The 24,292-nt window shown below is 44.3% G+C and carries 21 protein-coding genes and 1 tRNA gene; 11 read left to right on the top strand and 11 right to left on the bottom strand.

The window, feature by feature from the left end; genetic code table 11:
• Window positions 1–530: 530 nt before the first annotated feature.
• Window positions 531–869, bottom strand: a complete 339-nt coding sequence (locus tag ACSF8X_RS09185; RefSeq protein WP_047878033.1) for a hypothetical protein — start codon at window positions 867–869, stop codon at window positions 531–533.
• 436 nt (window positions 870–1,305) lie between these two features.
• Between ACSF8X_RS09185 and ACSF8X_RS09180 the strand changes: the two genes are divergently transcribed.
• The 4 genes from ACSF8X_RS09180 (at window position 1,306) to ACSF8X_RS09165 (ending at window position 5,142) form a co-directional block, all read left to right on the top strand.
• A complete protein-coding gene (locus ACSF8X_RS09180) occupies window positions 1,306–2,337 on the top strand; it encodes a ribonuclease T2 family protein (protein WP_053062395.1) in 1,032 nt (343 codons plus the stop codon).
• 252 nt (window positions 2,338–2,589) lie between these two features.
• Window positions 2,590–2,666: transfer RNA gene (locus tag ACSF8X_RS09175), tRNA-Pro, on the top strand.
• A 160-nt stretch (window positions 2,667–2,826) separates the two neighbouring features.
• A complete protein-coding gene (locus ACSF8X_RS09170) occupies window positions 2,827–3,510 on the top strand; it encodes a SanA/YdcF family protein (protein ID WP_500851170.1) in 684 nt (227 codons plus the stop codon).
• Between the two features lie 261 nt (window positions 3,511–3,771).
• Window positions 3,772–5,142: an SLC13 family permease gene (locus ACSF8X_RS09165; RefSeq protein ID WP_500849733.1), complete on the top strand. Its 1,371-nt coding sequence runs from the start codon at window positions 3,772–3,774 to the stop codon at window positions 5,140–5,142.
• A 60-nt stretch (window positions 5,143–5,202) separates the two neighbouring features.
• On the opposite strand, the gene ACSF8X_RS09160 is transcribed toward ACSF8X_RS09165, so the two are convergent.
• The 7 genes from ACSF8X_RS09160 to ACSF8X_RS09130 all read right to left on the bottom strand — a co-directional run bounded on the left by ACSF8X_RS09160 (window position 5,203) and on the right by ACSF8X_RS09130 (window position 12,711).
• Window positions 5,203–6,510, bottom strand: a complete 1,308-nt coding sequence (locus ACSF8X_RS09160; protein ID WP_500849732.1) for a GGDEF domain-containing protein — start codon at window positions 6,508–6,510, stop codon at window positions 5,203–5,205.
• Between the two features lie 144 nt (window positions 6,511–6,654).
• On the bottom strand, window positions 6,655–7,902 hold the full coding sequence (locus ACSF8X_RS09155) for a DEAD/DEAH box helicase (RefSeq protein ID WP_047878030.1): 1,248 nt from the start codon (window positions 7,900–7,902) through the stop codon (window positions 6,655–6,657).
• A gap of 169 nt (window positions 7,903–8,071) precedes the next feature.
• Window positions 8,072–8,980 carry an N-acetylglucosamine kinase gene (gene nagK, locus ACSF8X_RS09150; RefSeq protein ID WP_500849731.1) on the bottom strand — a complete coding sequence of 303 codons (909 nt, stop codon included), beginning with the start codon at window positions 8,978–8,980 and terminating at the stop codon, window positions 8,072–8,074.
• Window positions 8,981–9,218: 238 nt separating this feature from the next.
• Window positions 9,219–9,938 carry a tRNA-uridine aminocarboxypropyltransferase gene (locus ACSF8X_RS09145; RefSeq protein WP_500849730.1) on the bottom strand — a complete coding sequence of 240 codons (720 nt, stop codon included), beginning with the start codon at window positions 9,936–9,938 and terminating at the stop codon, window positions 9,219–9,221.
• Window positions 9,939–10,134: 196 nt separating this feature from the next.
• Window positions 10,135–10,482 carry a DUF3802 family protein gene (locus ACSF8X_RS09140; protein ID WP_047878028.1) on the bottom strand — a complete coding sequence of 116 codons (348 nt, stop codon included), beginning with the start codon at window positions 10,480–10,482 and terminating at the stop codon, window positions 10,135–10,137.
• A 214-nt stretch (window positions 10,483–10,696) separates the two neighbouring features.
• Window positions 10,697–11,683, bottom strand: a complete 987-nt coding sequence (locus ACSF8X_RS09135) for a GGDEF domain-containing protein (RefSeq protein ID WP_500849729.1) — start codon at window positions 11,681–11,683, stop codon at window positions 10,697–10,699.
• The gene (locus ACSF8X_RS09130) at window positions 11,680–12,711 is read right to left on the bottom strand and encodes a response regulator (protein ID WP_500849728.1); all 1,032 of its coding nucleotides are present in this window, start codon (window positions 12,709–12,711) and stop codon (window positions 11,680–11,682) included. The genes ACSF8X_RS09135 and ACSF8X_RS09130 overlap by 4 nt, the downstream gene beginning before the upstream one ends.
• Window positions 12,712–13,083: 372 nt before the next feature.
• On the opposite strand from ACSF8X_RS09130, the gene ACSF8X_RS09125 reads away from it, so the two are divergent.
• The 3 genes from ACSF8X_RS09125 (at window position 13,084) to ACSF8X_RS09115 (ending at window position 15,598) form a co-directional block, all read left to right on the top strand.
• Window positions 13,084–13,449 (top strand): glutathione S-transferase N-terminal domain-containing protein, encoded by a 366-nt coding sequence (locus tag ACSF8X_RS09125; protein WP_500849727.1) that lies wholly within the window; start codon window positions 13,084–13,086, stop codon window positions 13,447–13,449.
• A gap of 242 nt (window positions 13,450–13,691) precedes the next feature.
• Window positions 13,692–14,369: a DUF3334 family protein gene (locus ACSF8X_RS09120; protein ID WP_500849726.1), complete on the top strand. Its 678-nt coding sequence runs from the start codon at window positions 13,692–13,694 to the stop codon at window positions 14,367–14,369.
• Window positions 14,370–14,527: 158 nt separating this feature from the next.
• A complete protein-coding gene (locus ACSF8X_RS09115; protein ID WP_500849725.1) occupies window positions 14,528–15,598 on the top strand; it encodes a ParB/Srx family N-terminal domain-containing protein in 1,071 nt (356 codons plus the stop codon).
• 145 nt (window positions 15,599–15,743) lie between these two features.
• Here ACSF8X_RS09115 and ACSF8X_RS09110 read toward each other — a convergent pair whose 3' ends face one another.
• Entirely contained in the window at window positions 15,744–16,124 is a 381-nt protein-coding gene (locus tag ACSF8X_RS09110) for a YgiW/YdeI family stress tolerance OB fold protein (RefSeq protein ID WP_047878023.1), read from the bottom strand.
• A gap of 280 nt (window positions 16,125–16,404) precedes the next feature.
• On the opposite strand from ACSF8X_RS09110, the gene ACSF8X_RS09105 reads away from it, so the two are divergent.
• From ACSF8X_RS09105 to prfH, 3 genes are all read left to right on the top strand, one after another.
• Entirely contained in the window at window positions 16,405–17,943 is a 1,539-nt protein-coding gene (locus tag ACSF8X_RS09105) for a hypothetical protein (RefSeq protein ID WP_500849724.1), read from the top strand.
• 378 nt (window positions 17,944–18,321) lie between these two features.
• A complete protein-coding gene (locus ACSF8X_RS09100) occupies window positions 18,322–19,497 on the top strand; it encodes an RNA ligase RtcB family protein (protein WP_500849723.1) in 1,176 nt (391 codons plus the stop codon).
• Complete coding sequence (gene prfH, locus ACSF8X_RS09095) at window positions 19,494–20,126, top strand: peptide chain release factor H (RefSeq protein ID WP_500849722.1); 633 nt, start codon at window positions 19,494–19,496, stop codon at window positions 20,124–20,126. The genes ACSF8X_RS09100 and prfH overlap by 4 nt, the downstream gene beginning before the upstream one ends.
• A gap of 48 nt (window positions 20,127–20,174) precedes the next feature.
• On the opposite strand, the gene ACSF8X_RS09090 is transcribed toward prfH, so the two are convergent.
• Together ACSF8X_RS09090 and ACSF8X_RS09085 are read right to left on the bottom strand one after the other, a co-directional pair.
• Window positions 20,175–20,630 (bottom strand): YaiI/YqxD family protein, encoded by a 456-nt coding sequence (locus ACSF8X_RS09090; RefSeq protein WP_047878019.1) that lies wholly within the window; start codon window positions 20,628–20,630, stop codon window positions 20,175–20,177.
• 81 nt (window positions 20,631–20,711) lie between these two features.
• On the bottom strand, window positions 20,712–22,307 hold the full coding sequence (locus ACSF8X_RS09085; RefSeq protein WP_047878018.1) for an ABC-F family ATPase: 1,596 nt from the start codon (window positions 22,305–22,307) through the stop codon (window positions 20,712–20,714).
• A gap of 370 nt (window positions 22,308–22,677) precedes the next feature.
• Between ACSF8X_RS09085 and ACSF8X_RS09080 the strand changes: the two genes are divergently transcribed.
• Window positions 22,678–24,084: an ankyrin repeat domain-containing protein gene (locus ACSF8X_RS09080; RefSeq protein WP_500849721.1), complete on the top strand. Its 1,407-nt coding sequence runs from the start codon at window positions 22,678–22,680 to the stop codon at window positions 24,082–24,084.
• Window positions 24,085–24,292 lie beyond the last annotated feature (208 nt).

Genomic DNA, 24,292 nt, shown 5'->3' with positions numbered 1-24,292 from the left:
CGATTAATTCCACCGTAGTCCATCTTAGGTATTCATCAGCACAGTTGTCTCTGTGCATTACCAATTCTGAATATACCTAAACTAAATCAAGATACTAGTTTCAAAGCAAGGAGAAAGTATGCCTTTTAGATAAAGTCCTCGATCATGATGTAATAACGTATATCTTTAAATCACTAGATATACCACTGACTGAATTTACCAAACATTTTTCATATTCAGTATTATACCCAAACTCCATCAGCAAGCTCCTCCATGCCGATGTGTAAGAGGACATTAAGCCATTGATTTGTAGGCAATGCAGACCGCTACTGGATATACAGAATACAAGGAGAGAATAACGAAGGTTGCGCACCAATCTCTTGGTGCGCAAAGAGGCAATCACAAATATCGACACCGAGTCATAATGCTCAGGTATAATTTAGGCGAAGAACACCCTAGCTAGACGCTATATTTCTACTCATTTACTGGGTCGTTATTATTTGCGAATTAAATCGCAATACTGCTGAAAGACCAACAATATGAAACAGGTATTATAAGGCTTCGTCCTGTTCGGCAAATAACTCTTCTGGATGAACGCCGTCTTTTTCCATAAGAGCCAGAATTTCAGTCATTCGTACCTGACGCGCTTCTTCTTTAAATTCATGAAGAACAGCAATCAAATTATTGATTTTCTGAATTGGCATACGCTTGATTACCGCTTTTTGACGACCTGGTACTTCGTCTGCGAAATCAATTAGGACTTGGCGATAATCAACTCGCTCTTCCTTCACAACACCGGTTTTAGTATCAACAGATACTGAACCATTCTTTTGTTCAACACCTTTCAGCATCGCCGCAAGCGCCTTTTCGGCAGCCGCAAAATTATCCATGAATTATACCTCTAAAATCGAAATCACGTTGGGAGCAATTAAATCGATTTTATCGACATGAAATTGTGGAAGTACTCCGAGCATGATAATCGAAATATACAATGAATAGTTACATCAACAGATGTGTAGTAATTCGCAAAAAATGTCACCTGAACATTATCGTGAAAGGATAAGACACTAAACAGGATCGATCTAGTGCGACCAAAATGGTAGATAGGCAGATAATACCTCTAGTTTGAACCCTTGTGAACACAAATCTAATAAAATTCACAACAATTCAGTTTAGGGAAAGGTCTACCGTCAAACCATACTGACAAAAACTGACGCATTTTTAAAACTATCAGCTTGTTTTTTAAGTTTGGTTCACACTTTTCTATTTGGCAATAGTCGGACATAATTTGAGTCTCACCATTACTCACCCAACAGACGGCAATCTATGCATCCTTTACTTTCGGTGTTCTCGTGGACAAGGCTTAGCTCAACACAGGCTCGATACGCAGCTTGTATACTTATCAGTGGCTTAGCCCTACCCTCAACAGGCTTAGCCTCGGTAAAAATCGATACCCACTTCCAAGCGACACAGGCCTGCCCTGCCTATCAGTCGTTTCGCAAACAGAGCAACCCAAATAATATCCATACCCAAACAGGTACACGCTATCAGGCATATCTACTTAATAAACCCGATGGTGACTGGGTACAGCTTAAATTCAATGACGCTACCCCGCCACTTCGTTGGGTTAATCGTTCTTGCGGCCAATTAGGCTCGATCTCTAGCCCTCCAGCTAACGTCTCCACTAAAACAACAAACCACAACAATAAACAATGCGATGTCGCAAACCAACATGACTCCTATGTTCTTGCAGTAAGCTGGCAACGTGGATTCTGCGAACACAGCAATGCGGCCAACAATAAACCTGAATGCAAGGCACTGAACAATAACACGTTGAGTATTGATCATCTCACCTTGCACGGTTTATGGCCCAACCGTGCTTCCTGCGGAATAAAGTACGGGTATTGTGACCCAAACAATAAGCTATCACTCAAACCATCGACGATTGATGCCATTGCCCCGTGGATGCCGAATTTTTTGTATCAACAAGACTTTGGCGCATACCAATGGAAAAAGCACGGAGCATGCCAAGCCCTTGATGATGATAGCTATTTCCTTCTTGCTGCTGATCTCGTAAAACGCGTTGATGCTTCTGCAATCGGTCAATATATTAAGCACAATGCAGGAGAGCGAATCTCAGTAAAGAAGATGCAAACAGAACTACAACGTCAACTAGGCCAAGATACTGTCCGCAGGATCCAATTGTCATGCTTGAAAAAGCGCTATCTTCAAGAAGTCAGGATCTCACTCCCTTTGGATATTGAAAACAATTCATCTCTCGAAACGATGCTTGGCCAAGCGAAGCCCATGAAAAATTTCAGAGGAAATTGTAGCGCCACAATCGTCATTGAAGACTAACACCCCTTTGGGTTACCTCAAGGTATTCATTTAAACGACACCGTTATCTATTCTCATAAACGGCATCGCGCTACCTTGAGGTAACCGTTTAAACATCACCGAACATGATGTTTTTATCGCCACACAATCATATTCAACAACAAGAAATGAGAGCTTTGCATGAATTCTGAAATTCAATCCCTTGCTTTATCACCCTTGTTAGGTAGAATGATTTTCGTTGCCTGTTAAGGCGATGAATATAAAGCCTTTTGGCGGACATTAGCGCAGTTTGGTAGCGCACTACTCTGGGGGAGTAGGGGTCGCTGGTTCAAATCCAGTATGTCCGACCAAAAGGCTTTCCCCGCATCAATACGAGCCATTTATCATCCCCTATCTAGTCCGACCAATATTTTACATAAATTTATCAATAAATTAAGATAGTATACTTATACTGTTTTATTTAATGCCCGCAACTGAGCGTATGATTCCTAAGGTACATAAATTATAATGATGAAGCTGCTAAACCTTCTCAGAATCAGCGTGTTATTGCTGATTATGCTGATTGCATCAGCTTTACTACTGGATAGATGGTTTTCAACCCAAACACAAGCGCGTATCTTTGATACCGCAGATGCAATCCCTGCTCGCTCCATCGGCCTCGTCCTAGGTACCAGCAAATATATCGCCAAGTCCCTCAACCCCTACTACAAATACCGAATCGATGCGGCTAAAGCGTTATACAAGAAAGAAAAAATTAATGTCTTGCTGCTTAGCGGCGATAATGCCCATCGTTCATACAATGAACCATGGACGATGAAACGCGACTTGCTCAGAGCCGGTATTCCAGATCAAGACATTGTTCTGGATTATGCTGGATTTAGAACACTGGACTCTGTGGTGAGAGCTAAGAATGTCTTCGAAGCCGATCATTTTGTCATTATCACGCAGCGTTTCCACTGTGAGCGAGCCTTGTTTATTGCCGAACGTAATAATATCGATGCTATTTGTCTTGCGGTTCCTGAGCCTAAGGGGTTAGCCGGTCTGAGAATTCATATACGGGAAGTGCTCGCGCGTATCAAAGCGGTAATTGACTTGTATGTATTAAACGTACAACCAAAATTTCCTGGCCCGCCAGAGCCCATTAAGCAGAGTGACAATACTCTCGAAGGCCCCCCGCCTCCCAAGCCACACTAATCTGAAGAGCCACATCAGTGGCTCTTTTTTTGTTTCAACGAAACCAGACAGCCTCCGCCTCAAAAAACTGCCGCTCCTAATGGGTAGAAATCTACACATTCCACGGTCACAGACTCACAAAAACAACAATGCGATTACAGTTAGGTTAATTATCGATCAACCACGACTTAACAAAGCAAAAACAATTGGTAACATTTGTCGTAGCGGATGTGACAGGGAATCTTGGCCATCCTATTACTATAATCAGCACAAGGAAAAATTATGACAGCCTTAGCCATGACTCTAAGAAACTGGCTGTTTGACCGAAACAGCCTCATCCTACTGGCCGATATCGCATTGTTTGTCGTTATGCTCAATACATTGCCTTTCGAACATGACATTGTTGTAGGTATCAGTATTCTGACTTTTATCGCCGTACTATGGCTAACTGAAGCCTTGCACGTCAGTATTACAGCCATTCTTGTACCGCTGCTGGCTATTGGCTTTGGTATTTTCAAAACACCGCAAGCCCTTAGCAACTTTGCCAACCCCATTATATTTCTCTTTTTAGGGGGCTTTGCGCTTGCCGCGGCGCTTCACAAACAAGAGCTAGACAAAGCCATTGCCGACAAGGTGCTACTAGTGGCCAAAGGCAAAATGTCGGTGGCCGTTTTTATGCTATTTGGTGTCACGGCTGCGCTATCAATGTGGATCTCAAATACCGCAACCACGGCAATGATGCTGCCGCTTGTCTTGGGGATTCTCAACAAAGTTAACGCCAAGAGCGAGCGTAGCACTTATGTCTTCGTTTTGCTGGGGATCGCTTATTGCGCCAGTATTGGCGGTATCGCGACGGTCGTGGGCAGCCCACCCAACGCCATTGCTGCAGCAGAGGTAGGCTTGAGTTTCTCAGAATGGATGGCCTTCGGTTTGCCAATTTCCATTATCTTGCTGCCAATCACCATCGCCATATTGTACTTCCTGATCAAACCGAACCTAAACCACACTTTCGAGCTTGATCACCAACCTGTGGCATGGAGCAACGGCAAGCTTATTACTTTGGCCATCTTCCTTTTAACTGTTACCTTCTGGGTTTTCAGCAAGCCCATCAATGCGTTCCTTGGCGGTTTTAGTAAATTTGACACCTTGGTTGCACTAGGGGCTATTGTTCTTCTTGGTGCATCACGGGTTGTTAAGTGGAAAGATGTTGAGAAGTCGACTGACTGGGGCGTACTGCTACTGTTTGGCGGTGGCATCTGTCTGAGTAACATCCTCAAGGCAACGGGTACTAGCATCTTCTTGGCACACAGCCTTAGTGCATTCCTCGATCAGGCAGGGCTATTTTTCACTATCCTCGTTATAGCTGGTTTTGTTGTTTTCCTTACGGAATTTGCCAGCAATACCGCGAGTGCCGCCTTGCTTGTGCCTGTATTTGCAACCGTTGCCGAAGCGCTCGGGGTGTCACCTGTCGTCCTGTCGGCATTAATCGCGGTATCGGCCTCGTGTGCCTTCATGTTGCCAGTCGCGACACCGCCTAATGCCATCGTATTTGGTTCTGGTCATATCAAACAATCAGAGATGATGCGAGCAGGTATATACCTTAACATTGCTTGTATTGGTGCCCTATCAATCTTTGCCTACTTGTTCTGGTAAGCACCGCCCTCTAAAATGCAACAAGGCCAGCATCTGCTGGCCTTGTTGTTTTCATCTATCTCAAGATACCGGTGAAATTTCCACCCTATTTCGTCCCTGCTCTTTCGCCAGATACAACGCACTATCGGCACGGCTGATAAACTCATCTACCGACTCATCAATACGGTACTCGGCAACCCCTAGGCTGCAAGTTATGGCTGTACCTAGACTCCAATGATAATGCTCAACAATATTCCGAAGTTGCTCGGCAAATTCCTGCGCGCTACGCAAATTTGTCGCCGGGCAAAAAATAATAAACTCTTCCCCTCCCCAGCGAACAACCACATCCGTTTTTCTGGCGCGCAAATTCAATACTCGACCAAATTCCTTGAGAACTTCATCCCCGCAATGGTGGCCAAACTGATCGTTGATACGTTTAAAATGATCAATATCGATATAAATAATTGAAAATGAATGGCAATTAAGTCGAGAAAAATCCAAGATTTCGCTAAGCCAAGAGTCAACGGCGTGACGGTTCTGAGTGCCTGTCAGATTATCGGTAAAGGCAAGCTCCTCAAATTTCATCGACTTCTGATACAAATTTTTGTTGGCATCTTTAAGAAAGTCCGCCTTTGCCACTACTTGCTGTAACTGAAAATTTAACCGCCGACGTTCAAAATAGAGAAAAACAACTGCGGCACTAATCCACAACATCATGTTTATCCGCAATAGCGTCGATTCAGATATCCATTGCCCGTAAAAAACCAGCTTATTGAGTCGGATCGTGTAATTCGTCGGTTTAACAAAACTGCCCGTTGCAATTTCTATGGTTTGGATTTGTGAGAATTCGGGGCCTGCTTTTTCAATCGGTATGGCATATTCAGCGATCCACCAAGAGAGTACCTGAAAGGAATCCATCGGGATCACTAACAGTCCGTTACCGGCCCCGGGCGCATACTCTATCGCGTTGAACTTAAGTGAAATGGGATCATTTTCGCTGGAATAAGATGGGTCGTAATTGCGGAGGTAAACACGGATTCTCTCGTCATCCACGGGGCTAAAATAATCAACATCAATGCCCACAGAATGATAAGTAGATAAGTCGATACCACGGGCAATATTGGTAAAATTAATAGCGATTTCACAAAATGGCCATTGCCCGGCTTTGCCCAGTTCACAATTGAGGACTATCGACTCGCCATCTATATCAAGATACGTTTGAGTGTCGCCACCTTGCGTCGTGTCATCAATACTGGAAAAGGCGGCGTTTTTAGCACTGACAACAAATTCCTTGTTAAAGCCGCCAAGCATATAGAAAAGATAAGAAAAAAATGAGAACGACAACAATATATATGCTGTATATCGTAGCCGTAGTCTGAGCCTGTCCACGCTTTCACCTACTCAATGTACGCATTATCATTTTCATTGAACCGCAACAAGGAAAAAACAGAGGTAAACCTCTGTTAAAATTACTAATTCTTGTCACGAATTAACTTCCTAGCCTACTGATAATGCGCACATTTCACTCAAATATCAACCTCTTTTCTGGTGACGCCCTCGATTTTTATGAATTTGCGACTTGGCTTTAGCTCTGCGCTTATCTTTTGAGCGGGATGGGCGTTTGTCATTCGGTACAACCGCGAAAGGATCTGGCTCATACCCCTCAAGCCATTCCTGTGGCAATCGGCTATCTAGCAGCTCTTCAATCGCACGGAGTGCCCACTCTTCGTCTAAGCTCATCAGTGAAATCGCGTGCCCTTTCATTCCAGCACGACCTGTTCGGCCAATGCGGTGAACGTAGTCTTCCGCTTTGAATGGCATATCAAAATTAACAACGTACTCTAACTGCTCAATATCCAGACCACGGGCAGCTACGTCTGTCGCAACCAGCACGCGCACCTTACCCTCTTTGAAATCATTGAGTGCACGTTGGCGAGCGCCTTGGCTTTTATCACCATTAATAGAGGCTGCCTTAATCCCATCCTTGCCTAACTCTTTGGCTAGCTCGTCTGAGCCTTGTTTCGTTTTGGTAAACACCAAGACCTGCTGCCAATTGCGAGAGCCAATCAAATAAGACAACAGCTCTTGCTTACGATGTTTGTCAACTGGGTACACCATCTGCTCAACGGTAACTGCCGTCGAGTTAGCAGGCGTTACTTCGATCAGTTTAGGGTCTGTCAAAATATCATAGGCCAGCTTTTTCACCGCTTTACCGAAAGTCGCCGAGAAAAACAACGTCTGACGCTCTCTGCCAAGGCGCTTCATAATGCGCTTGATATCATCAATAAAGCCCATATCCAGCATACGATCGGCCTCATCTAAAACCAGCGTATTCACCAAGCTAAGATCAACCGTCCCCACATAAGCGTGATCAAGAAGACGTCCAGGTGTCGCCACTAAAATATCAACACCACCAGCCAATGCTTGAACCTGCATTTTGATACTGGTGCCACCGTAAGCAACCGCCACCTTCAGACCGGTATCCTTGCTATAGCTTGTTAAGCTATCAAATACCTGCTGCGCCAATTCACGGGTTGGTGTCAAAATCAAAGATCTCGCCTGTTTTTCTGCAGGTCGGTCACCCGATGCCATCAACTTATCAAGCAGCGGCAAACCAAATGCCGCCGTTTTACCCGTACCCGTTTGAGCGCCAGCCAAGACATCATGCCCAGCCATCACCTCGGGGATCGCCTGCACCTGCACGGAAGTCGGCTGCTCAAAGCCAAGCGCCTGAACATTATTAACCAATTGGCTATTCAGCCCCAAAGAGTGAAAAGACATAACATTTCCTGCTAATTACAAAGAGCAGCGATTCTAGCAAACTGCCCCCCCTAGGCAATGACAAGTTGTGTTTTAGGGGGAATATTTCCTTCCCTCAGCAGCTTCGCGAACTTCAGGACAAAAAAAAGCACCGTATTACCGGTGCTTTAACAGTGACACTATAGAGAAACTATTTGATATTCAGGAAAGCGGCCCCACGTACACCACCAGCATCACCATGCTTGGCTTTGACGATTTTTGGAACACGGGCTACTGATAAAAGATGCTTAGGAAGTCGCTTCGGCATCTCTTCATAAATCAATTCAAAATTGGACAGGCCACCGCCAAGTACAACAACATGTGGGTCAAGACCCGTGAACAAGTTTGCCAAACAGATGGCAAGCAATTCCATGAAGCGATCTACATGCTCAAGGGCTTTCTCGTCACCTTCGCCATGACGCTTGATGATTTCAATGGCTTTAAGCTGCTCACCGTAATAGTGCGCGTAAAGTTGCTCAAATCCACGGCCTGACAAGTAATTATCAATACAACCCTTGTTCTTGCAACCACAATCGAACAGCGGGGCTTTTTCGCCGAGATGGAACCAAGCATCAATCGGCATACGTGTATGACCAAGCTCACCGGCAACATGGTTCTTGCCTGAGAATACCTGACCATCAAACACGATACCACCACCAAAACCGGTTCCTAGAATCAGACCCAGAACTGACTTTTCACCCTGAAGTGCTTCATCCCACGCTTCAGAAAGTGCAAAACAGTTAGCATCGTTGTCAATTGCAACCTTACGACCAATACGTTGCTCTAAATCTTTTCGTAGAGTGCGGCCTGTAGCAGCGGGTACGTTAGACGTCAGCAATGCACCATCTTCCGCATCTTCCATACCTGGGATGCCAATACCTACCAAGCCCTCGCAGCCAAACTCCCGATCGGCTTTCTCGATTAGACCAACCAAGGTATCTAACAGCTTGTCGTAATCATCACCGGGTGTTGGCACACGCTCTGTTGCCACACGCTCAAGCTTCTCGTTAAAGGCGCCAAACTCAATTTTAGTACCGCCTACATCAAAGCCGTAGTACATCCTGCACACTCCGAAAGTCATTAAAAAACAAAACTGAAAAAATTATCCACATAACTACACCTACAGACTGTGACGAGACACGAATTTAGCAGGCTGCAATTCTGCGATAAGTCGCGAATGTTGAAAGAAACACCAAACTGTTTCACAAAGTAACGTCTTGATGTTACTTAATTACCTGTATTTTCCATTTTCTTAGGTGGCTCGGAATAACTATCCCGTCTCCCCTATGATGGTTAAATTAATATTCAGTCATACATAACGCGAGATCAATTTTGGCATTGTGCTCCGGCAACATTCGGTTCATCTTTCCTGCCATATAACTTTCTCGGAACACATCAAACCATAAATCCAGAACTTCGGCATTTTTACTTTCGCCGTACAAATCTATAATTCGAGCAGCGACTTCTGCCGTTCCCAACTGATTGGCCTTGGACGCTTCCCTCACCTGATAGCGCGATGGTTTTTCCGGATTGATCGACAGCACAGGAAAACTATTCAAATACGGACTCTTACGAAACATTTTTTTCGCTTCAGCCCAACTGCCATCCAGCATAACAAACAAAGGACGCTTACCAGGGGCAAGCTCAACTTGCTCGGCGACCCTGCCAGGTTCGGCATATTCAGCGGGGAAGACCACATAAGGCTGCCATTGCGGATCAGCAAGCAGTGACAACATGTCAGGGTTAGGCTCGGTACGAGACCAGATGTAAGCGTAGGTATCGTGGAACAAATCGGCGATAAGCCGGCCTGTATTGCTTGGCTTCAGCACTTCATCATCGTACATCACCAGCAAAAAAGCCGCATTGGAATTGATTACCGGCTTGCTCGCGCAAATGCACATCGTCGCCCGCAGCATACAAAAGCCACAACGCTCTAACTTGCCGCCTCTGGCCAAAAATGGTTTTGTCGAACGAGCAAGGCGCTCATCGTAAAGCTTATGGACAGCGTGAATTCGCATAACAACCTACCAAACAATATAAAACGCCTGCATTGTACTGCTGTCTCGGCAAGTTGCAATCATTGTGAACCTAGATCACAATTTGAGGTTCATACGATATTCCAGTGAGATGAACGAGAGTGCCATGATCAAAAACGGCCACTCAATATGAGCAGCCGATTTTCGCTGTGCATCGTCATTAACGAAACGCAGATTGTTACTGGGCGTATTGGCTAATTGCCGAATCAAACAGGTTTTTGACCAGACCAATATAGTCTTCCAAAAATACGACCTGCTCGTTCGTTGGGCAACGAGTCCATACTCCAGCCAAGACTTCATTGAGGTCTTCAACAACCGCATCAGCTTCTTGCATCAACTTAAAACGGAAGTCTTTTGCCAAATCAGGATTTTGGGCAAATACAGCCATCAAATTCGTTGCTATCATATCCGTCACAACATCCTCGACTGTTTCAGCACAGCCTTCAGCGTCTGACTTTTCAAATAGCGAGAGATGCTCAGTAAAATATTCGATGAGCGCGTGATAGCCTTCAGATTCTACAACCATAACTTCCGATTTCTCGTTTACGATTCCTATGGGCCGCATAGATAGACAACGTCTATCGCGTTCCTGCCGAGCCCTTCTCATATTCCCAGCGAACTAAATCAAGACCATAACTCAAGTTAGCTCTATGCCCAAATCGCGTCTTGCTGTTTGGGTACACAGTAGCATTCTAAAAAATATAAGATTAATTACAATGATATAAATTAAGTTTTTACATTCACATGCTTTGTTTTTGGGCAGTTTTCTCACTGACGGCAAAGATTGTAGACTGATTACGGCCATTCTGCTTGGAGTGATATAACGCACGGTCTGCACATTCTAGCCATTGATTGTAATTTGCCATTGCCGGAGTCCACTCTGCCATCCCCAAACTCACGGTGGTGATGATCTCGCGAATGTCTACCTTGACGACCGCCTTCTCTATTCGCGACCGCAGCCGTTCGGCAAAATACATCGCCATGTCGGCACTTGTTCCCGGTAGGATAATCCCAAACTCCTCGCCGCCATAACGCCCCGCCAAATCACTCTGACGTTTGGTTTTCTGCAAAATTGTCGAAATTTGCTTAATGACAGCATCTCCGGCGACATGACCATAAGTGTCATTGACCTTTTTAAAATGGTCGATATCAAACATCACCAAGGTTGATGACGATTGCAACTGGACACAACGATCAAACTCTTCGGCCAAGCACGTTTCCCAATGGCCGCGGTTATAAAGCTGGGTGAGCCGATCTGTCATACTGAGATGGGTAAGTTGCGCATTAGACTCATGAAGGTGCATCTTATTGCGCGCAATATCCGAAACATCTGTAATGGTAAGGCAGATATGGTGATATTCCCCGGTCAACGACTTCAACGGCGTCAACGTCATATTTTGGTACATCACTGACGATCCCCCCACCACGGGGCTGAAATTACTAAAATTAAAGATGAACGGACGATCTTCCCAACAGCTGAATGTGCGTGTACGCAGCTTGAATGTGGAGTTTATTTTATTTATCAGCCATGTTTTAGGTAAATCATCAATCACATCAAATAGGTCATAGCCCATGATTCGATCAACACAGACTCCGCTGTAAGCCTGCATAAAGCTATTCCAAGCGACAACTCGGTGTTCCCTGTCAAGGATCACCACACCTGCATCAATATTGTCTATAACCTGCAAAATAAGGTGAAAATCGGCAAGGTGGCTTTTTTCATTCAATGCAATGTCTCCATAATTTGTCTAATGACTGGAATTGAATGGCAATCCATCATAAACAGTACCGCACATTCCACATCATACCGTTCAGCTTTATAGCAATATTCAACAGTAAACAGCGACTGCTGGTTGCTCACATTATCTCCCCAGGCCATATAGTCCTCCATCACCAAAGGCTGGCGGACCGAAAATGGAATATTCATTTGCTCTGAGAGGGCGACCAAAAATGACGACACCATTAAATTTGCAATATTTACGACAATTTCATGTTTGTTTTCATCAACCTGACTAAAGCCTAGTCTTTCACCAAAATGAAGTATGTCACGCCCATGCAAACAGATTAATGCCTCTCCATGTATACCACCGCCTACAAACCGCTGCGAAATTGCGGTTGAATCAGGCTGGTGCTTAATATCGTGGATCGTCATTAAAAGATCAGCCGGACACAGCATGGCGACATTGGGCTGCGGCATCTTGATAAATTCCCCAAGGTGATCCGAAATAATTGCCCCCCCTCGCCCCAAAGCAATGTTGGCTATTTCCCGAAAGGCTGTCAGGCAAGCGTCGTTCCCCCCAGTAATAAACGCAGGTGACGGCTCAACCGATATGTGGCGAATCTTCGTGCTGGCGAGATGCTGAGTGTCGTTAGAGGGCAAAGCGCCATCAACACCGACCTCGGAAAGTACTTTCAAAAGCATCTGCTTTTGAAATGGTTTGGCAAGAAAATGAGCGGCACCAAGACGACTACAGCGCTCTTTTGCCTGTTGCTGTATATCCGCTGACAGCACAATAATCGACAGCTCTGACCGCTGATCCGCTAATTCTTCCAATACCTCAAAGCCGTCCATAACTGGCATGGTTAAATCCAGAAACAAAATATCAATGCGTTCATTTGCCATACAATTCAGCGCTTCTTGTCCGTCGCTAGCAAATATCACACTGACACCTTCAAACTCTTGAAGGTATTTCGACAGGCTCCGGTGTACCACCGGTGAATCATCACATATCAAAATACGTTTGGGGGACAGCACAACTCACACCTATATTTTTATCGAATGTGAAAATGATAATGTAAATATGCAACTCATGGTTTATATAAGCACGGTATTTTTGCACTAAGTGATACTGATCGGCTTTTCCATACAATTAATGTGAAATAGTTTAATTTTCATTGCTTTTATCGTGCTATTGACTCTTTGGCTTATTTATAAACTCAAGGTATGATGGTTATACTCCAATGACGTCAAAATGGTTATTTCAGCATATTAAAAACAGACAATATAAGTTGATGAATGGCACGCTACTTTTCGCTTATTTTACAACTCGTGACTATGCTGGAACCGCTTTAATTCTTCATTTTGAGGTAAATTGGGTATAAACATTACTATAAAGGAATCCTTCATATGAAAGTCATTCGTCTGGTGCTCGGACAACTCATCCTGCTCTTCAATGCCGTATTTTCGCCTCGGTCGCTAAAACGAGATGAAGAACAACAAGACAAGGTAAACAAAGCAGTTGCCCAACTTAAACTTTATCAATTCGATGCCTGCCCGTTTTGCGTAAAAGTACGCCGCACTGCCAAACGACTAAGCCTACCGCTGGAAACGCGTGATGCAAAACAGCCTGAACATGAGAAAGAGCTCATTGCCGGAGGGGGGAAACGTAAAGTGCCTTGCCTTCGTATCGAAGAAGATAACGGCAACGTTACTTGGATGTATGAATCAAACGACATCATTGAATACCTAGAGAACCGCTTCAACGCTGCGTGATTACTGTTTTGACAACCGCAAATGGCTAGTCATCCTAACCATTTCGGCGCTATCTAGCTGCCTCCAGACATTGAGCCTAGTGGTCGAGTAGTCTTGAGGTAGCTTGCCCTATCATTATCTACAACAAAAATAGTTACGACACCGCCCCCCATAAACAGAAATTTCCGCTCTCGAGTCCTTCATTTTTGCACCAAACGGTCGATATAGTGAGTTAGTGCCCCCAATTTGCGATGTATATCCTAATGAAAAAAACCAAAATCATTACCACTGACGACATCTTGCTCAAGCTCTGCCAGTCATTTTCAACGGTATTGTCTACAGCAACCGACAGTGACATTTCCTACTCGGCAATGGTACAAAAAATCAACAAAACCAGCCTCAAGCCTGATATCGGCTGTTTTGTTCTGTTTGACGGTGGCTTTACCGGTCTTGTTGTGAGCAATTTTTCACAACAAGCTGCACTCGAACTGTACAAAAATTACATGTTAAAAATGGGCATGATGGAAGACGAGCTCGCAATTCACCATACGTCAGATGAGGTATCAGACGTATTGGGCGAGCTCATGAACCAAGTTGTGGGTGACTTCACTGGCAAAATCCGCCGCGAGCTTCAGGTTTCTATCACCCAGAACCAGCCAAAGATGCTGGCACTCAACAAACAAATTTTACTATCTGTTGATACTAACCTTGATCGCCCGCAAGCACGCCGCGTAAGTTTCACGACTGAAAACAATAATATTTTCTACCTTGAGCTAGCTATGGATAAAACTGAGTTTATTCAACTCGAAGAGTTTGACCAGCAAAGCCATGATGATCCTGACAGCATCATCGAACAAACACAGCGTTCCCAGCAACCTAGCAAATCTGAGGCGAAGCAACCCGATGTTGACTTGGATTTACTTGATGAACTAGGCCTGTAAACACCTCGAAGCATCACTATTCGCTGTCTTCCCCCATTCACGGATAGAGGAAGACAGCGCGGTAACGTCCTCTGTGACGTCTTCCCCCCTCAAGGATGAAACATCGCTTCATCCATGCTTTGCTAAACTTCTCAAAACACACGGTATGAGAGAACGTTATGCACTGGCGGTGTTACCTAACCCTAATAGCAGCCCAAGTATGCCTTGCTGGAGTGTGCTATGCAGAAAAAATCACCTATAATGAGCTGGAAAACGGCGATACGATTTCAGTCACACTAGATCAACTGTTGCCCACTCAAGCCGTGCTTGATTACGATGCTATCTATGCCAACCTGCAGAGATACAAAACCGACAAAAAAAATATATTTAATGACCTCTGCCGTTTAAATGGTCGATCAGGGGTAAAAAAATGGTCTGAAGACTCAACCCCTACCGACTCTGCAAGTTATCAATGCAAAGACAAAACCACAAAGCACAAAACCGCACTCAGCACTGTGGTGATAGGCCCTGAAGAAGGTGTGCTGTACTTAACGGATAAACTGACAGCACTCTCAACCTTTTGGGATATGCCGAACGGCGGAACAAGCGTCCCCATTACAGTTAAAGTGGCACATAACCTTCTCGATTCTGGTGATGACTTCTGGGCTGAAATGAATAATGACCATGAAGTTTGGTTATTCAACCGCAAAGGCGAAAAAATAAAACCGGATGATTTGCCTGAATACATTGGTATGAAACAACTCAAAAACGACAAGTACCTATCGGTTGTCAATTTCCTCGAAGGGATAAGCTATCGCCCTCCTAAGCCTGATGGAAAAGACAATAACACCACAACGATTCCTTTTCTTGCATTGAACTGGGCTTTGGAAATTCGCAAGCACATGAATATCTCTGATTATGATCTCAATGATCCTGAAGAGTACGCCACTGCACTTACCGAGGCGGCAACCATCATGGTCGATCTCACGGATGATACGGTTATTGGAAATTCAAAGCGCACAGCAAAAGAAATGGGAAAATTCGATACCGTCGACAGCCAAGCATTAGAGGCTCTTGTCACAGATAAAAAATCACGCTTTGGCCTTGCTATCGCCTACCGCCTAGACAAAAAAGAGAAATCAACACCTAAAGCTATCCTTGATGAAGAGAAACAAGAAAAACAAGCGGCCAAAGACAAAGACAACGGGGAAAACCCACCATCCTCTAACGACAACCCCAAAAGTGAATGATCATTAACTCGCCGTGTACTGTACCGCACGACTAACATCAAGAATTAATAACCACGTATAACGCAACAAGAAGCGCAGACAAAACAAAAGGAGCACTCAGATGCTCCTCTTGTTTATCACGGGCTAAGCGCCCTCACACAGCCGATCAGTTATTCAGGATCTGAACCGTATTGGCATCAACCGCATTGATGCTATCGTCTTTCTCAATAACGCCATTAATCTGAATTTTGCTTTTTGGCGTAATTGTCTGGCCATTCCATTCATCGTCATCAATCTTTACTGGCATATTTCCGGTATCATCAGCAAAAAGATAACGCTCGTTACCCAATGAATGAGTCAGGTGGCCAACAAGCGTCACAGGCGTACCATCGGTCAGCCAGCTTGCATTCATAACATCTTCAACCGTATTGAGATTGTCGTTGGCGCTAGGCCCCTGAAAACCACCGCCCGACGAAGAGTTATCGGCAGCCAAAACAGAACTGGAAAGCAGTAGCGCACCAAGAGTGACAATTAGTTGTTTTTTCATTTTTTGCTCCTTTTCTGGTTTGACCTAAGTATGTGACGACAAAGATGAATCGAGAATGAACAAACCATCCCTGCTGGACATATATTAGCAGATGGCAAGCAGCCCATTGGCTGGCTATGAGCGACAATTTTTTTGATCCTTCGCACTGTCCATACCGGCAACAAACCAGAATAGAACCGCTTAACTCTTTCGCTGGCTCTGTTTCGCTGACTTAACATCACGGCCTTGCCATTATTTTCTGTTATAGTGCCGGTACCATAAATAACAATAACATCAGTTAATGAGAAAAATTATCTTACCGCTTGTCATGGTTGGATTTTTTGCACTTCCCACTGCGCTTCAAGCCAATACGGAAAACAGTGCGTGCAACGATACAACCACTGCTAAAACCCGAGCACTATTTTTAAAGCATTATCAGAAAAAAGATTACACTGCCGCCTACTACGCAGCTTATCTTTATGCTGATAGTTGCCCGGCCTTGTTTTCGGCGCATTCACCGTCAGCAGAAACACTATGGCTGCTTAGCGACTATTCTCTCGCGGCATCACGGACTGATAATCAAAAAGCATGTGACGACATAGCTTCCCTTATTAAGGCCGATACGTTACAGCAACATCCCCGTATCGCCCAAGCAATACAAACCAACCTTGGCCTATGTTCACTCAAGCAAACCGAGTCACGGATTGATACGCGGCTTACTCGCTCAAGTTGTGCTCTTGACAAAAATTTCCTTGCCGTGCCGGCATCTTGGCAAGGCAACGTCGCAAATCATGAGTCGATAGAATGTATTGGCCCCAAAACATTAACCAAAGGGACATCGCTAACCTTACTAAAGGCGGGCACCGACACTAAAGCAATTCGCATTCCCTTCGACGGTGTTATACCCAACGACGGCAAGACCCGTCTTCTCTTCCTTGGCGACGAACGCCCTATGATGGTTGCCAATGTCTTTAACACCGAAGGCTCCCTGCAACCCCAAGCTGCTAACAAACGTACCGAATACTATTCATTACGCGCTTATCAAACCAACGAAACAACCCAGCAGCAAGTCGCACAACTCAATACCGGTATGGTACAGAGCAAAAGCGACAACGATTACTCACCGGAATACCTTGCTGAGCTAGAAAAAACAATAACGACAGATTTTACCGTCGATCCATACAACTGGTGGGGACACAAAGCGCTCATCGACATCAATGAAATGGCTAGTCAGGAAAACTTCCTTGTCGCTCAATATAAGGGCCATATTGAGCTAGTTTATAATCTTGGTAATGATATTAAGACGCTTGATTTGCTAACGGGCAACAAAAAGACCGTATTCACAGCACCTGAACCGGTCTATGTCCATAGTATCGAAGAATCTCTGCTGTATATAAAAAACAAACAGGATGATTATTTCGAGCTAGCTCTCTCTGCGGCAGCTCCCTCTCTGGTACAGGTTCCTTATGCGCCACCTCCGCACAAAGGACGCTATTCGTCCGTACCGCTAGTATCAGCCGACCAACAAAGTCAAATAAACAGCGATGATGGCCAATTACTCGTTGAAAGCCCCTACCATAAAAGCATTCTGATTAATGATCATTACGAAAACTGGGTGATCAACAACCTTTCTTGGGGGGGCGATAGTTATGAAATCTATTTTGATAACTCATCAGCCTATGCCTGCATCTGGCGGGTTGATTTACTCAACCGTAAAATCGAACGAGTTATTCCGATAGAAGCCGCCGTTGAACCCTATGGATTTCGTGTTGGCAATGTCCCTTATGTGATATATGCCGATCGAGACAAAGACAAACTCTATTTAGCGACACCGATGTAATTATCAATCGTCGAATACCCAAGTGATATCCCAGCCATCAAGCTAAATGTCATTTGGGTATATCACGCGATGTATGATGCGCATTCTACTGCTCTGTCTTAATTTCGATAGACATCGTTCTGCGTACAAGCATTTCAATTAATTTTGATTTTCTTGTTATCGCAGTAATTTTCATCTATTATTTCGCACAATCCGATCGGATTATTTATTTTCAACCACAACAAGAAAGGAGTAATCATCATGACAACGACAACATTATTTTCTGCAGGCCTTTCCCGCTAAGTCATCAGGAACAAATCCTTCCTTAGATACTTCTCGCCCGGTCCACAGGCCTGCCAATAGACTTTTGTTAAATCCTTTTAGCAAGGAATTGGTATTATGGGCAAATCCGTCCAAAAGATTTCAAACAACGTCAGCCTTATTGCATCCAAAAATACTTGGATTGAAGGGCTAGCTATACAGCAACTTCAAAAAACATCAGAGCTAGAAAGCATTATACGCGCAGCTGGTATGCCTGACTTACACCCCGGCAAAGGCTACCCTATCGGTGCGGCTTTTTTCTCAACAGATAAAATATACCCTGCCTTAGTCGGTAACGATATTGGCTGCGGTATGGCCCTTTGGCAAACCTCCGCAAAAATATCCAAAATTAAAATAGACAAACTCGCCAAACAGTTAGAAAACATCGAGTCTCCTCTTGATGATAGTTGGGATTCAATCATTAACGATGGCAAGCAAGGCAAAGGCATTGAAGACAATCGCTACGACCATGCACTGGGTACTATCGGCGGAGGCAACCACTTTGCGGAGTTCCAAGCCATCGAGGAGGTTTTCGACCAACAATCCCTTGAGGTATTAGGGCTTGATAAAAAACAGTTACAGTTACTTGTTCATTCGGGATCAAGAGGCCTAGGGCAATCTATCCTGATGGAGCACATAACAGAATATAGCCACAATGGTATCAGCGTTGGCAGTGAGGGTTTCCAGCATTATATGACCCGTCACAATACCGCCGTATGCTGGGCGGCACTCAACCGTGAACTCATCGCCAAGCGCTTTATCGCCGCCATCAAAGCCGATGGCCGTTGCGCACTGGACGTGACCCACAACGCTGTTACCCCAACAGTGATTGATAATACGACTGGCTGGGTACACCGCAAAGGGGCAACCCCCAGCGACCAAGGCTATGTGATTATTCCGGGGTCTCGCGGTGACTATAGCTACTTGGTAAAGCCTACAACTGATGTCCCTACAAGCGAAGACGGCCATATTGCCAGTTTGTTCTCGCTCGCCCACGGTGCAGGCAGAAAATGGAAGCGCGGCGATTGTCATGGCCGCCTTAGCCATAAGTACAAACGCGAAGATCTATACAAGACAGCCCTTGGCAGCCGGGTAATTTGCGGCAACAAAGAGCTGCTTTATGATGAAGCACCTCAAGCATATAAAAAGTGTGAAACGATTATTGAAGACCTTCTCGATGCAGGGCTGATCACGCTAGTGGCAAAATTACGACCCGTACTCACCTTCAAAACGCATGGGGGAAACTTGTCATGATTTTATTGCAACTATCATCAGGACAAGGCCCGGCAGAATGTTGTCTGGCTGTTGGGTATACCCTTAAATATCTTTCCAAACAGTGTCATGATAACGGCATCAACATCGATATCATTGAGCAAATGCCAACAGGCAATAAAGGCGAATTCAAGTCAGTTACCGTGCAACTAAGCGCTAAAAGTACCGGTAATGCCTTAACTTTTGCCAAGTCATGGCAAGGGAGCATACTGTGGATCAGCCCTAGCCCTTATCGTCCGAGGCACAAACGCAAAAACTGGTTCATCAGCGGACACGTCTTTAACCTAGAACAAACTAAATTAACTCATCACATAACATTTCAGTCCTGCAAATCATCAGGTGCTGGTGGCCAGCATGTCAATACGACCAACTCCGCCATTCGGGCGACACACACCGTTACGGGCATAACCGTACGAGTCGACTGCGAACGCAGCCAGCATGCCAATAAGCGGCTGGCCACGGCGTTGATCTTTAAAAAGCTAAACGAAGAAAAACAGCAACGAGATAAACATGATGATCAAACCCGTTGGCAACAGCATTGGGAGCTGGAACGAGGTAACCCGATAAAGGCATTTAAAGGTAAAGAATTCAAATTCATTCACCAATTATAATCAAAAAAACAGGCCAGCATTCGCTGGCCTGTTTTACTCTGTTACTTATCACCCTTTACGATGATAACGGGCAATAAACGTATCTAGCTTATTGGCAAACTGCTGGCGCTCTGCCTGCCCCATAGGTGCTGGGCCACCAGTTTGAATACCCGAACTGCGCAAAGTATCCATAAAGTCACGCATTTGCAGGCGCTGTTTGATCGTCTCTTTGCTGTACATCTCACCGCGAGGGTTCAATGCATGTGCGCCTTTGGTGATGACTTCATCAGCCAATGGAATATCAGCTGTGATCACGAGATCCCCGGCTTCTGCCTGCTGGACAATATAGTTGTCCGCCACATCAAATCCTGACTCAACCTGCGTCGAGCGAATATACGGTGACGGTGGTACACGAATATACTGGTTGGCCACCAGCGTTACCTGAACGCCTACACGATTAGCGACTCGGAACAAAATTTCCTTGATAACATTGGGACAAGCATCGGCATCAACCCAAATTTTCATGCTTCCTCTCTTATAGAAAACGTATCCTAGAAAAAAGCCGCCCTGACGGCGGCTTTTAAAATACAGTCTGGCTGAAGGATATTAGCCTTCTAGGCCTTTCTTCGCTAGGTACTCGTCGTAAGTACCGTGGAAATCTTCAACACCGTCTTTGGTAATTTCAATAATACGGGTTGCGATTGACGATACAAACTGACGGTCGTGAGAAACGAACATCAATGTACCCTTGTAGTTTTCCAACGCCAAGTTCAATGATTCAATCGATTCCATATCCATGTGGTTGGTTGGCTCATCCATCAGCAGGATATTTGGACGTTGCATGATAAGCTTACCAAACAACATACGGCCTTGCTCACCACCAGAAATCACACGTACAGACTTCTTAATGTCGCTTTGTGAGAACAGCATACGACCAAGAATACCGCGTACCGCTTGCTCGTCGTCACCTTCGCGCTTCCACTGAGACATCCAGTCAAGCAGGTTCATGTCTGAATCGAAATCATCTGAGTGATCCTGAGCATAGAAACCAATGTTCGAGTTCTCAGACCACTTAATCATACCTTCCATTGGATCCATCGCACCGGCCAATGTATTCAGGAATGTCGACTTACCGATACCGTTAGCACCGATGATTGCAATACGCTCACCCACTTCAACCAACAGCTTCACACCGTTGATCAGAATGTTGTCGCCGTAGCCTTGCTTCAGACCTTCAACTTCCAGCGCATTACGGAACAGTTCTTTATCCTGCTCGAAACGGATGAATGGGTTCTGACGGCTAGACGCTTTCACTTCTTCCAGCTGGATCTTGTCGATCTGCTTCTGGCGAGATGTCGCTTGCTTCGCTTTCGATGCGTTAGCAGAGAAACGGCTAACGAAGGTATTCAACTCGGCAATCTGCGCTTTCTTCTTGGCGTTATCGGCCAATAGACGCTCGCGAGCCTGAGTTGCTGCAACCATGTATTCGTCGTAGTTACCAGGGAACATACGCATCGCACCGTAATCCAAATCAGCCATGTGAGTACATACGCTGTTCAGGAAGTGACGGTCGTGCGAGATGATGATCATGGTGCAGTTACGCTCAAGAAGAACGCGCTCAAGCCATGAAATAGTATGGATGTCCAGGTTGTTCGTCGGTTCGTCAAGCAACATGATGTCTGGATCAGCAAACAGAACCTGTGCCAGAAGCACACGTACCTTCAGACCCGGTGCAACCGCACTCATCAGGCCAAAGTGCAGATCTTCAGGAATACCTAGACCAAGTAGCAATTCACCTGCACGAGCTTCCGCTGAGTAGCCGTCCATTTCTGCGAATTCTACTTCTAGATCAGCAACACGCATGCCGTCTTCTTCAGACATATCTGGCATCGCGTAAATACGGTCACGTTCTTCTTTAACTTTCCACAGCTCTTTGTGACCCATGATAACGGTATCAACAACGGTGTACTCTTCGAACGCAAACTGATCCTGACCCAGTTTAGCCATACGCTCATTCGGATCTTTTGAAACAGTACCGGCTGACGGCTCAAGCTCGCCGCCCAAGATCTTCATGAACGTCGACTTACCACAACCGTTCGCACCAATCAGGCCGTAACGGTTACCTTCACCAAATTTAACGGAGATATTCTCAAACAGTGGCTTGTCGCCAAACTGCATTGTGATATTAGCTGTTGAAATCAATGTACTGTTCCAATAATGATGTCTATCAAGCAATAAAAAAGCCGTCAGTGACGACGACCTTTTCGCGTTGTGCGGCCAGTATAACAGCTTATGTGAACTTCATCACCTTTAGTTTGCCCTACACCCGCTAAGCCGCTATCCCCCATAAAAAAACCACTCTGCTTAACTGACCAATGTACTCACACCAAAACCACAAAAAACCATCGACACTAAAGCACTGATACAGGCAGGCGTTTTGATTTTGACAATATGTCGTAATTTAACCCTACATGTCGATATTCTGGCCTACCTGAGTTATTGGGGGTATTAATTGCTTAGAATCAACGTTTGTTTTGCGTAAAATGTACGCATTAAACAAAAGGAATACTGAATGAAAAACAGATGGTTAGTCATGGCTTGTGCCCTTCCTTTTTTGGTGGCGTGTGACCATCAAAGTTCAACCGCGAGTGCATCCAATACAATAGAAACTCAACCACAAACTGTCATTAGCACACCAAGTAACAAACGACCAGCTAATACGACAAAGTGTGACTGGAATGACCAAGATAGTTATGGGCAAACACTTCTTCATAAAATTTACAACGGTACAGCCTGGACCGAAAAAAGTTTTGATGAAAAACGTGCTTTATTGTCAGAAGGTTTTAAAAATGGCTGCATAGATCCTAATTTACAGGATGATATGGGATATACAGCTGCACATTACGCAATCAGATTAATGTACGAAGTCATCCCTTATGACCCTAATTTGGATAATCGACCTTTTATACACCCGATAGAATTTCTAGACATTCTCATTTCCCAGCCAAGCTTTAATCCGAATATTCGTGATTATTACTATCGACGTTCACCATTAATGCAACTATTTAGCTATAATGACATCTTCGATATTGACATATTAAATAAAACAAATAATTTAACAAGAACAAAAGAAATTGCTTCAACTCTATTAAAAAGAGATAACATTATCTTTAACTGGCAAGATGGTGAACATGTCACGATACTTCAATCAATAAATGAGGCAATTGACAGTGTACATATCAACCCTTGTAATTGCAGCAATGAACCTCATCAACGTTTAAATACCATGAAAGAAATAAAGGAGATGATTGAAGCTAAAAACCGCAATCTCATCTACCCTTATAATAACAACGAAAATTGGGAACTACATGGTATTTTTTTAGAAATAGGTTTTAATTCAGACCTAAGTTATTTTGAACTTCTCAATAATTATTTATTAAAATCTTTTGTTCTTGGCGCAGATCCAAACTTTCTATCCGATGATCAATACACATTGCTCACTATTTTAGCAGATATTAACAATCGTTATCATGGTGCAGATGTAGAATCCAATAATGCCTTACGCACAAAATTGGCAATGACGATAATTCAACATGGTGCAGATGTAAATATTTCCACAGAAGGCCGGACACCACTCCATTTCGCTCTTGGCAGTAATAATGTTGGACTGGTTAAATTATTACTAACACGTAAAGAGCTTAATTTAAATCTGCAAGATAGAGAAGGAAACACGGCAATAATGAATTTCTTCAAATATCATGATGACGACACATTTGAAGAACAATCAAGATTACTATTCGAGCGAAGAAATGATATTAATTGGTATCAAAAAAACTATAACGGCGAAAACTTACATGCTGTTTTAAATAAAGTCGTGACAAAATATAACAGAGAATCGATGAATATATGGTTAGAAGAAAGCCTACGAGTGATCCATAATAATACTAATAATGCCAATACAGCAGCCCCAAATACTTAATTATTTACCGATGGTAAGGTAAATAGGAAAATTTAATCTTACTTTTGTAATGGTTGTACAAAACGATAATCAGGGTTGATACTAACTAAACACCCTGATTATCCATTCATATAAGCAAAATAATTCAATAAGAACTTTTGCAAGATTGACGAATGTAACAGATCTAAGCTTCTGATAGAAATAGTGATGCTTCAATTTCATAAAAACT

This window comes from Photobacterium panuliri (assembly GCF_059920555.1).
The sequence above is the reverse complement of the archived record's forward strand: the minus strand, read 5'-3'. Positions and strand labels throughout refer to the sequence as shown.

Excerpts from the sequence above, each read along its gene's own strand:
- prfH (WP_500849722.1), top strand. The coding sequence starts at position 19,494 with ATGATTTTATTGCAACTATCATCAGGACAAGGCCCGGCAGAATGTTGT.
- ACSF8X_RS09115 (WP_500849725.1), top strand. The coding sequence starts at position 14,528 with ATGCACTGGCGGTGTTACCTAACCCTAATAGCAGCCCAAGTATGCCTT.
- ACSF8X_RS09180 (WP_053062395.1), top strand. The coding sequence starts at position 1,306 with ATGCATCCTTTACTTTCGGTGTTCTCGTGGACAAGGCTTAGCTCAACA.
- ACSF8X_RS09155 (WP_047878030.1), bottom strand. The coding sequence starts at position 7,902 with ATGTCTTTTCACTCTTTGGGGCTGAATAGCCAATTGGTTAATAATGTT.
- ACSF8X_RS09100 (WP_500849723.1), top strand. The coding sequence starts at position 18,322 with ATGGGCAAATCCGTCCAAAAGATTTCAAACAACGTCAGCCTTATTGCA.
- ACSF8X_RS09145 (WP_500849730.1), bottom strand. The coding sequence starts at position 9,938 with ATGCGAATTCACGCTGTCCATAAGCTTTACGATGAGCGCCTTGCTCGT.
- ACSF8X_RS09105 (WP_500849724.1), top strand. The coding sequence starts at position 16,405 with ATGAGAAAAATTATCTTACCGCTTGTCATGGTTGGATTTTTTGCACTT.
- ACSF8X_RS09090 (WP_047878019.1), bottom strand. The coding sequence starts at position 20,630 with ATGAAAATTTGGGTTGATGCCGATGCTTGTCCCAATGTTATCAAGGAA.
- ACSF8X_RS09170 (WP_500851170.1), top strand. The coding sequence starts at position 2,827 with ATGAAGCTGCTAAACCTTCTCAGAATCAGCGTGTTATTGCTGATTATG.
- ACSF8X_RS09080 (WP_500849721.1), top strand. The coding sequence starts at position 22,678 with ATGAAAAACAGATGGTTAGTCATGGCTTGTGCCCTTCCTTTTTTGGTG.
- ACSF8X_RS09120 (WP_500849726.1), top strand. The coding sequence starts at position 13,692 with ATGAAAAAAACCAAAATCATTACCACTGACGACATCTTGCTCAAGCTC.
- nagK (WP_500849731.1), bottom strand. The coding sequence starts at position 8,980 with ATGTACTACGGCTTTGATGTAGGCGGTACTAAAATTGAGTTTGGCGCC.
- ACSF8X_RS09140 (WP_047878028.1), bottom strand. The coding sequence starts at position 10,482 with ATGGTTGTAGAATCTGAAGGCTATCACGCGCTCATCGAATATTTTACT.
- ACSF8X_RS09165 (WP_500849733.1), top strand. The coding sequence starts at position 3,772 with ATGACAGCCTTAGCCATGACTCTAAGAAACTGGCTGTTTGACCGAAAC.
- ACSF8X_RS09110 (WP_047878023.1), bottom strand. The coding sequence starts at position 16,124 with ATGAAAAAACAACTAATTGTCACTCTTGGTGCGCTACTGCTTTCCAGT.
- ACSF8X_RS09125 (WP_500849727.1), top strand. The coding sequence starts at position 13,084 with ATGAAAGTCATTCGTCTGGTGCTCGGACAACTCATCCTGCTCTTCAAT.
- ACSF8X_RS09185 (WP_047878033.1), bottom strand. The coding sequence starts at position 869 with ATGGATAATTTTGCGGCTGCCGAAAAGGCGCTTGCGGCGATGCTGAAA.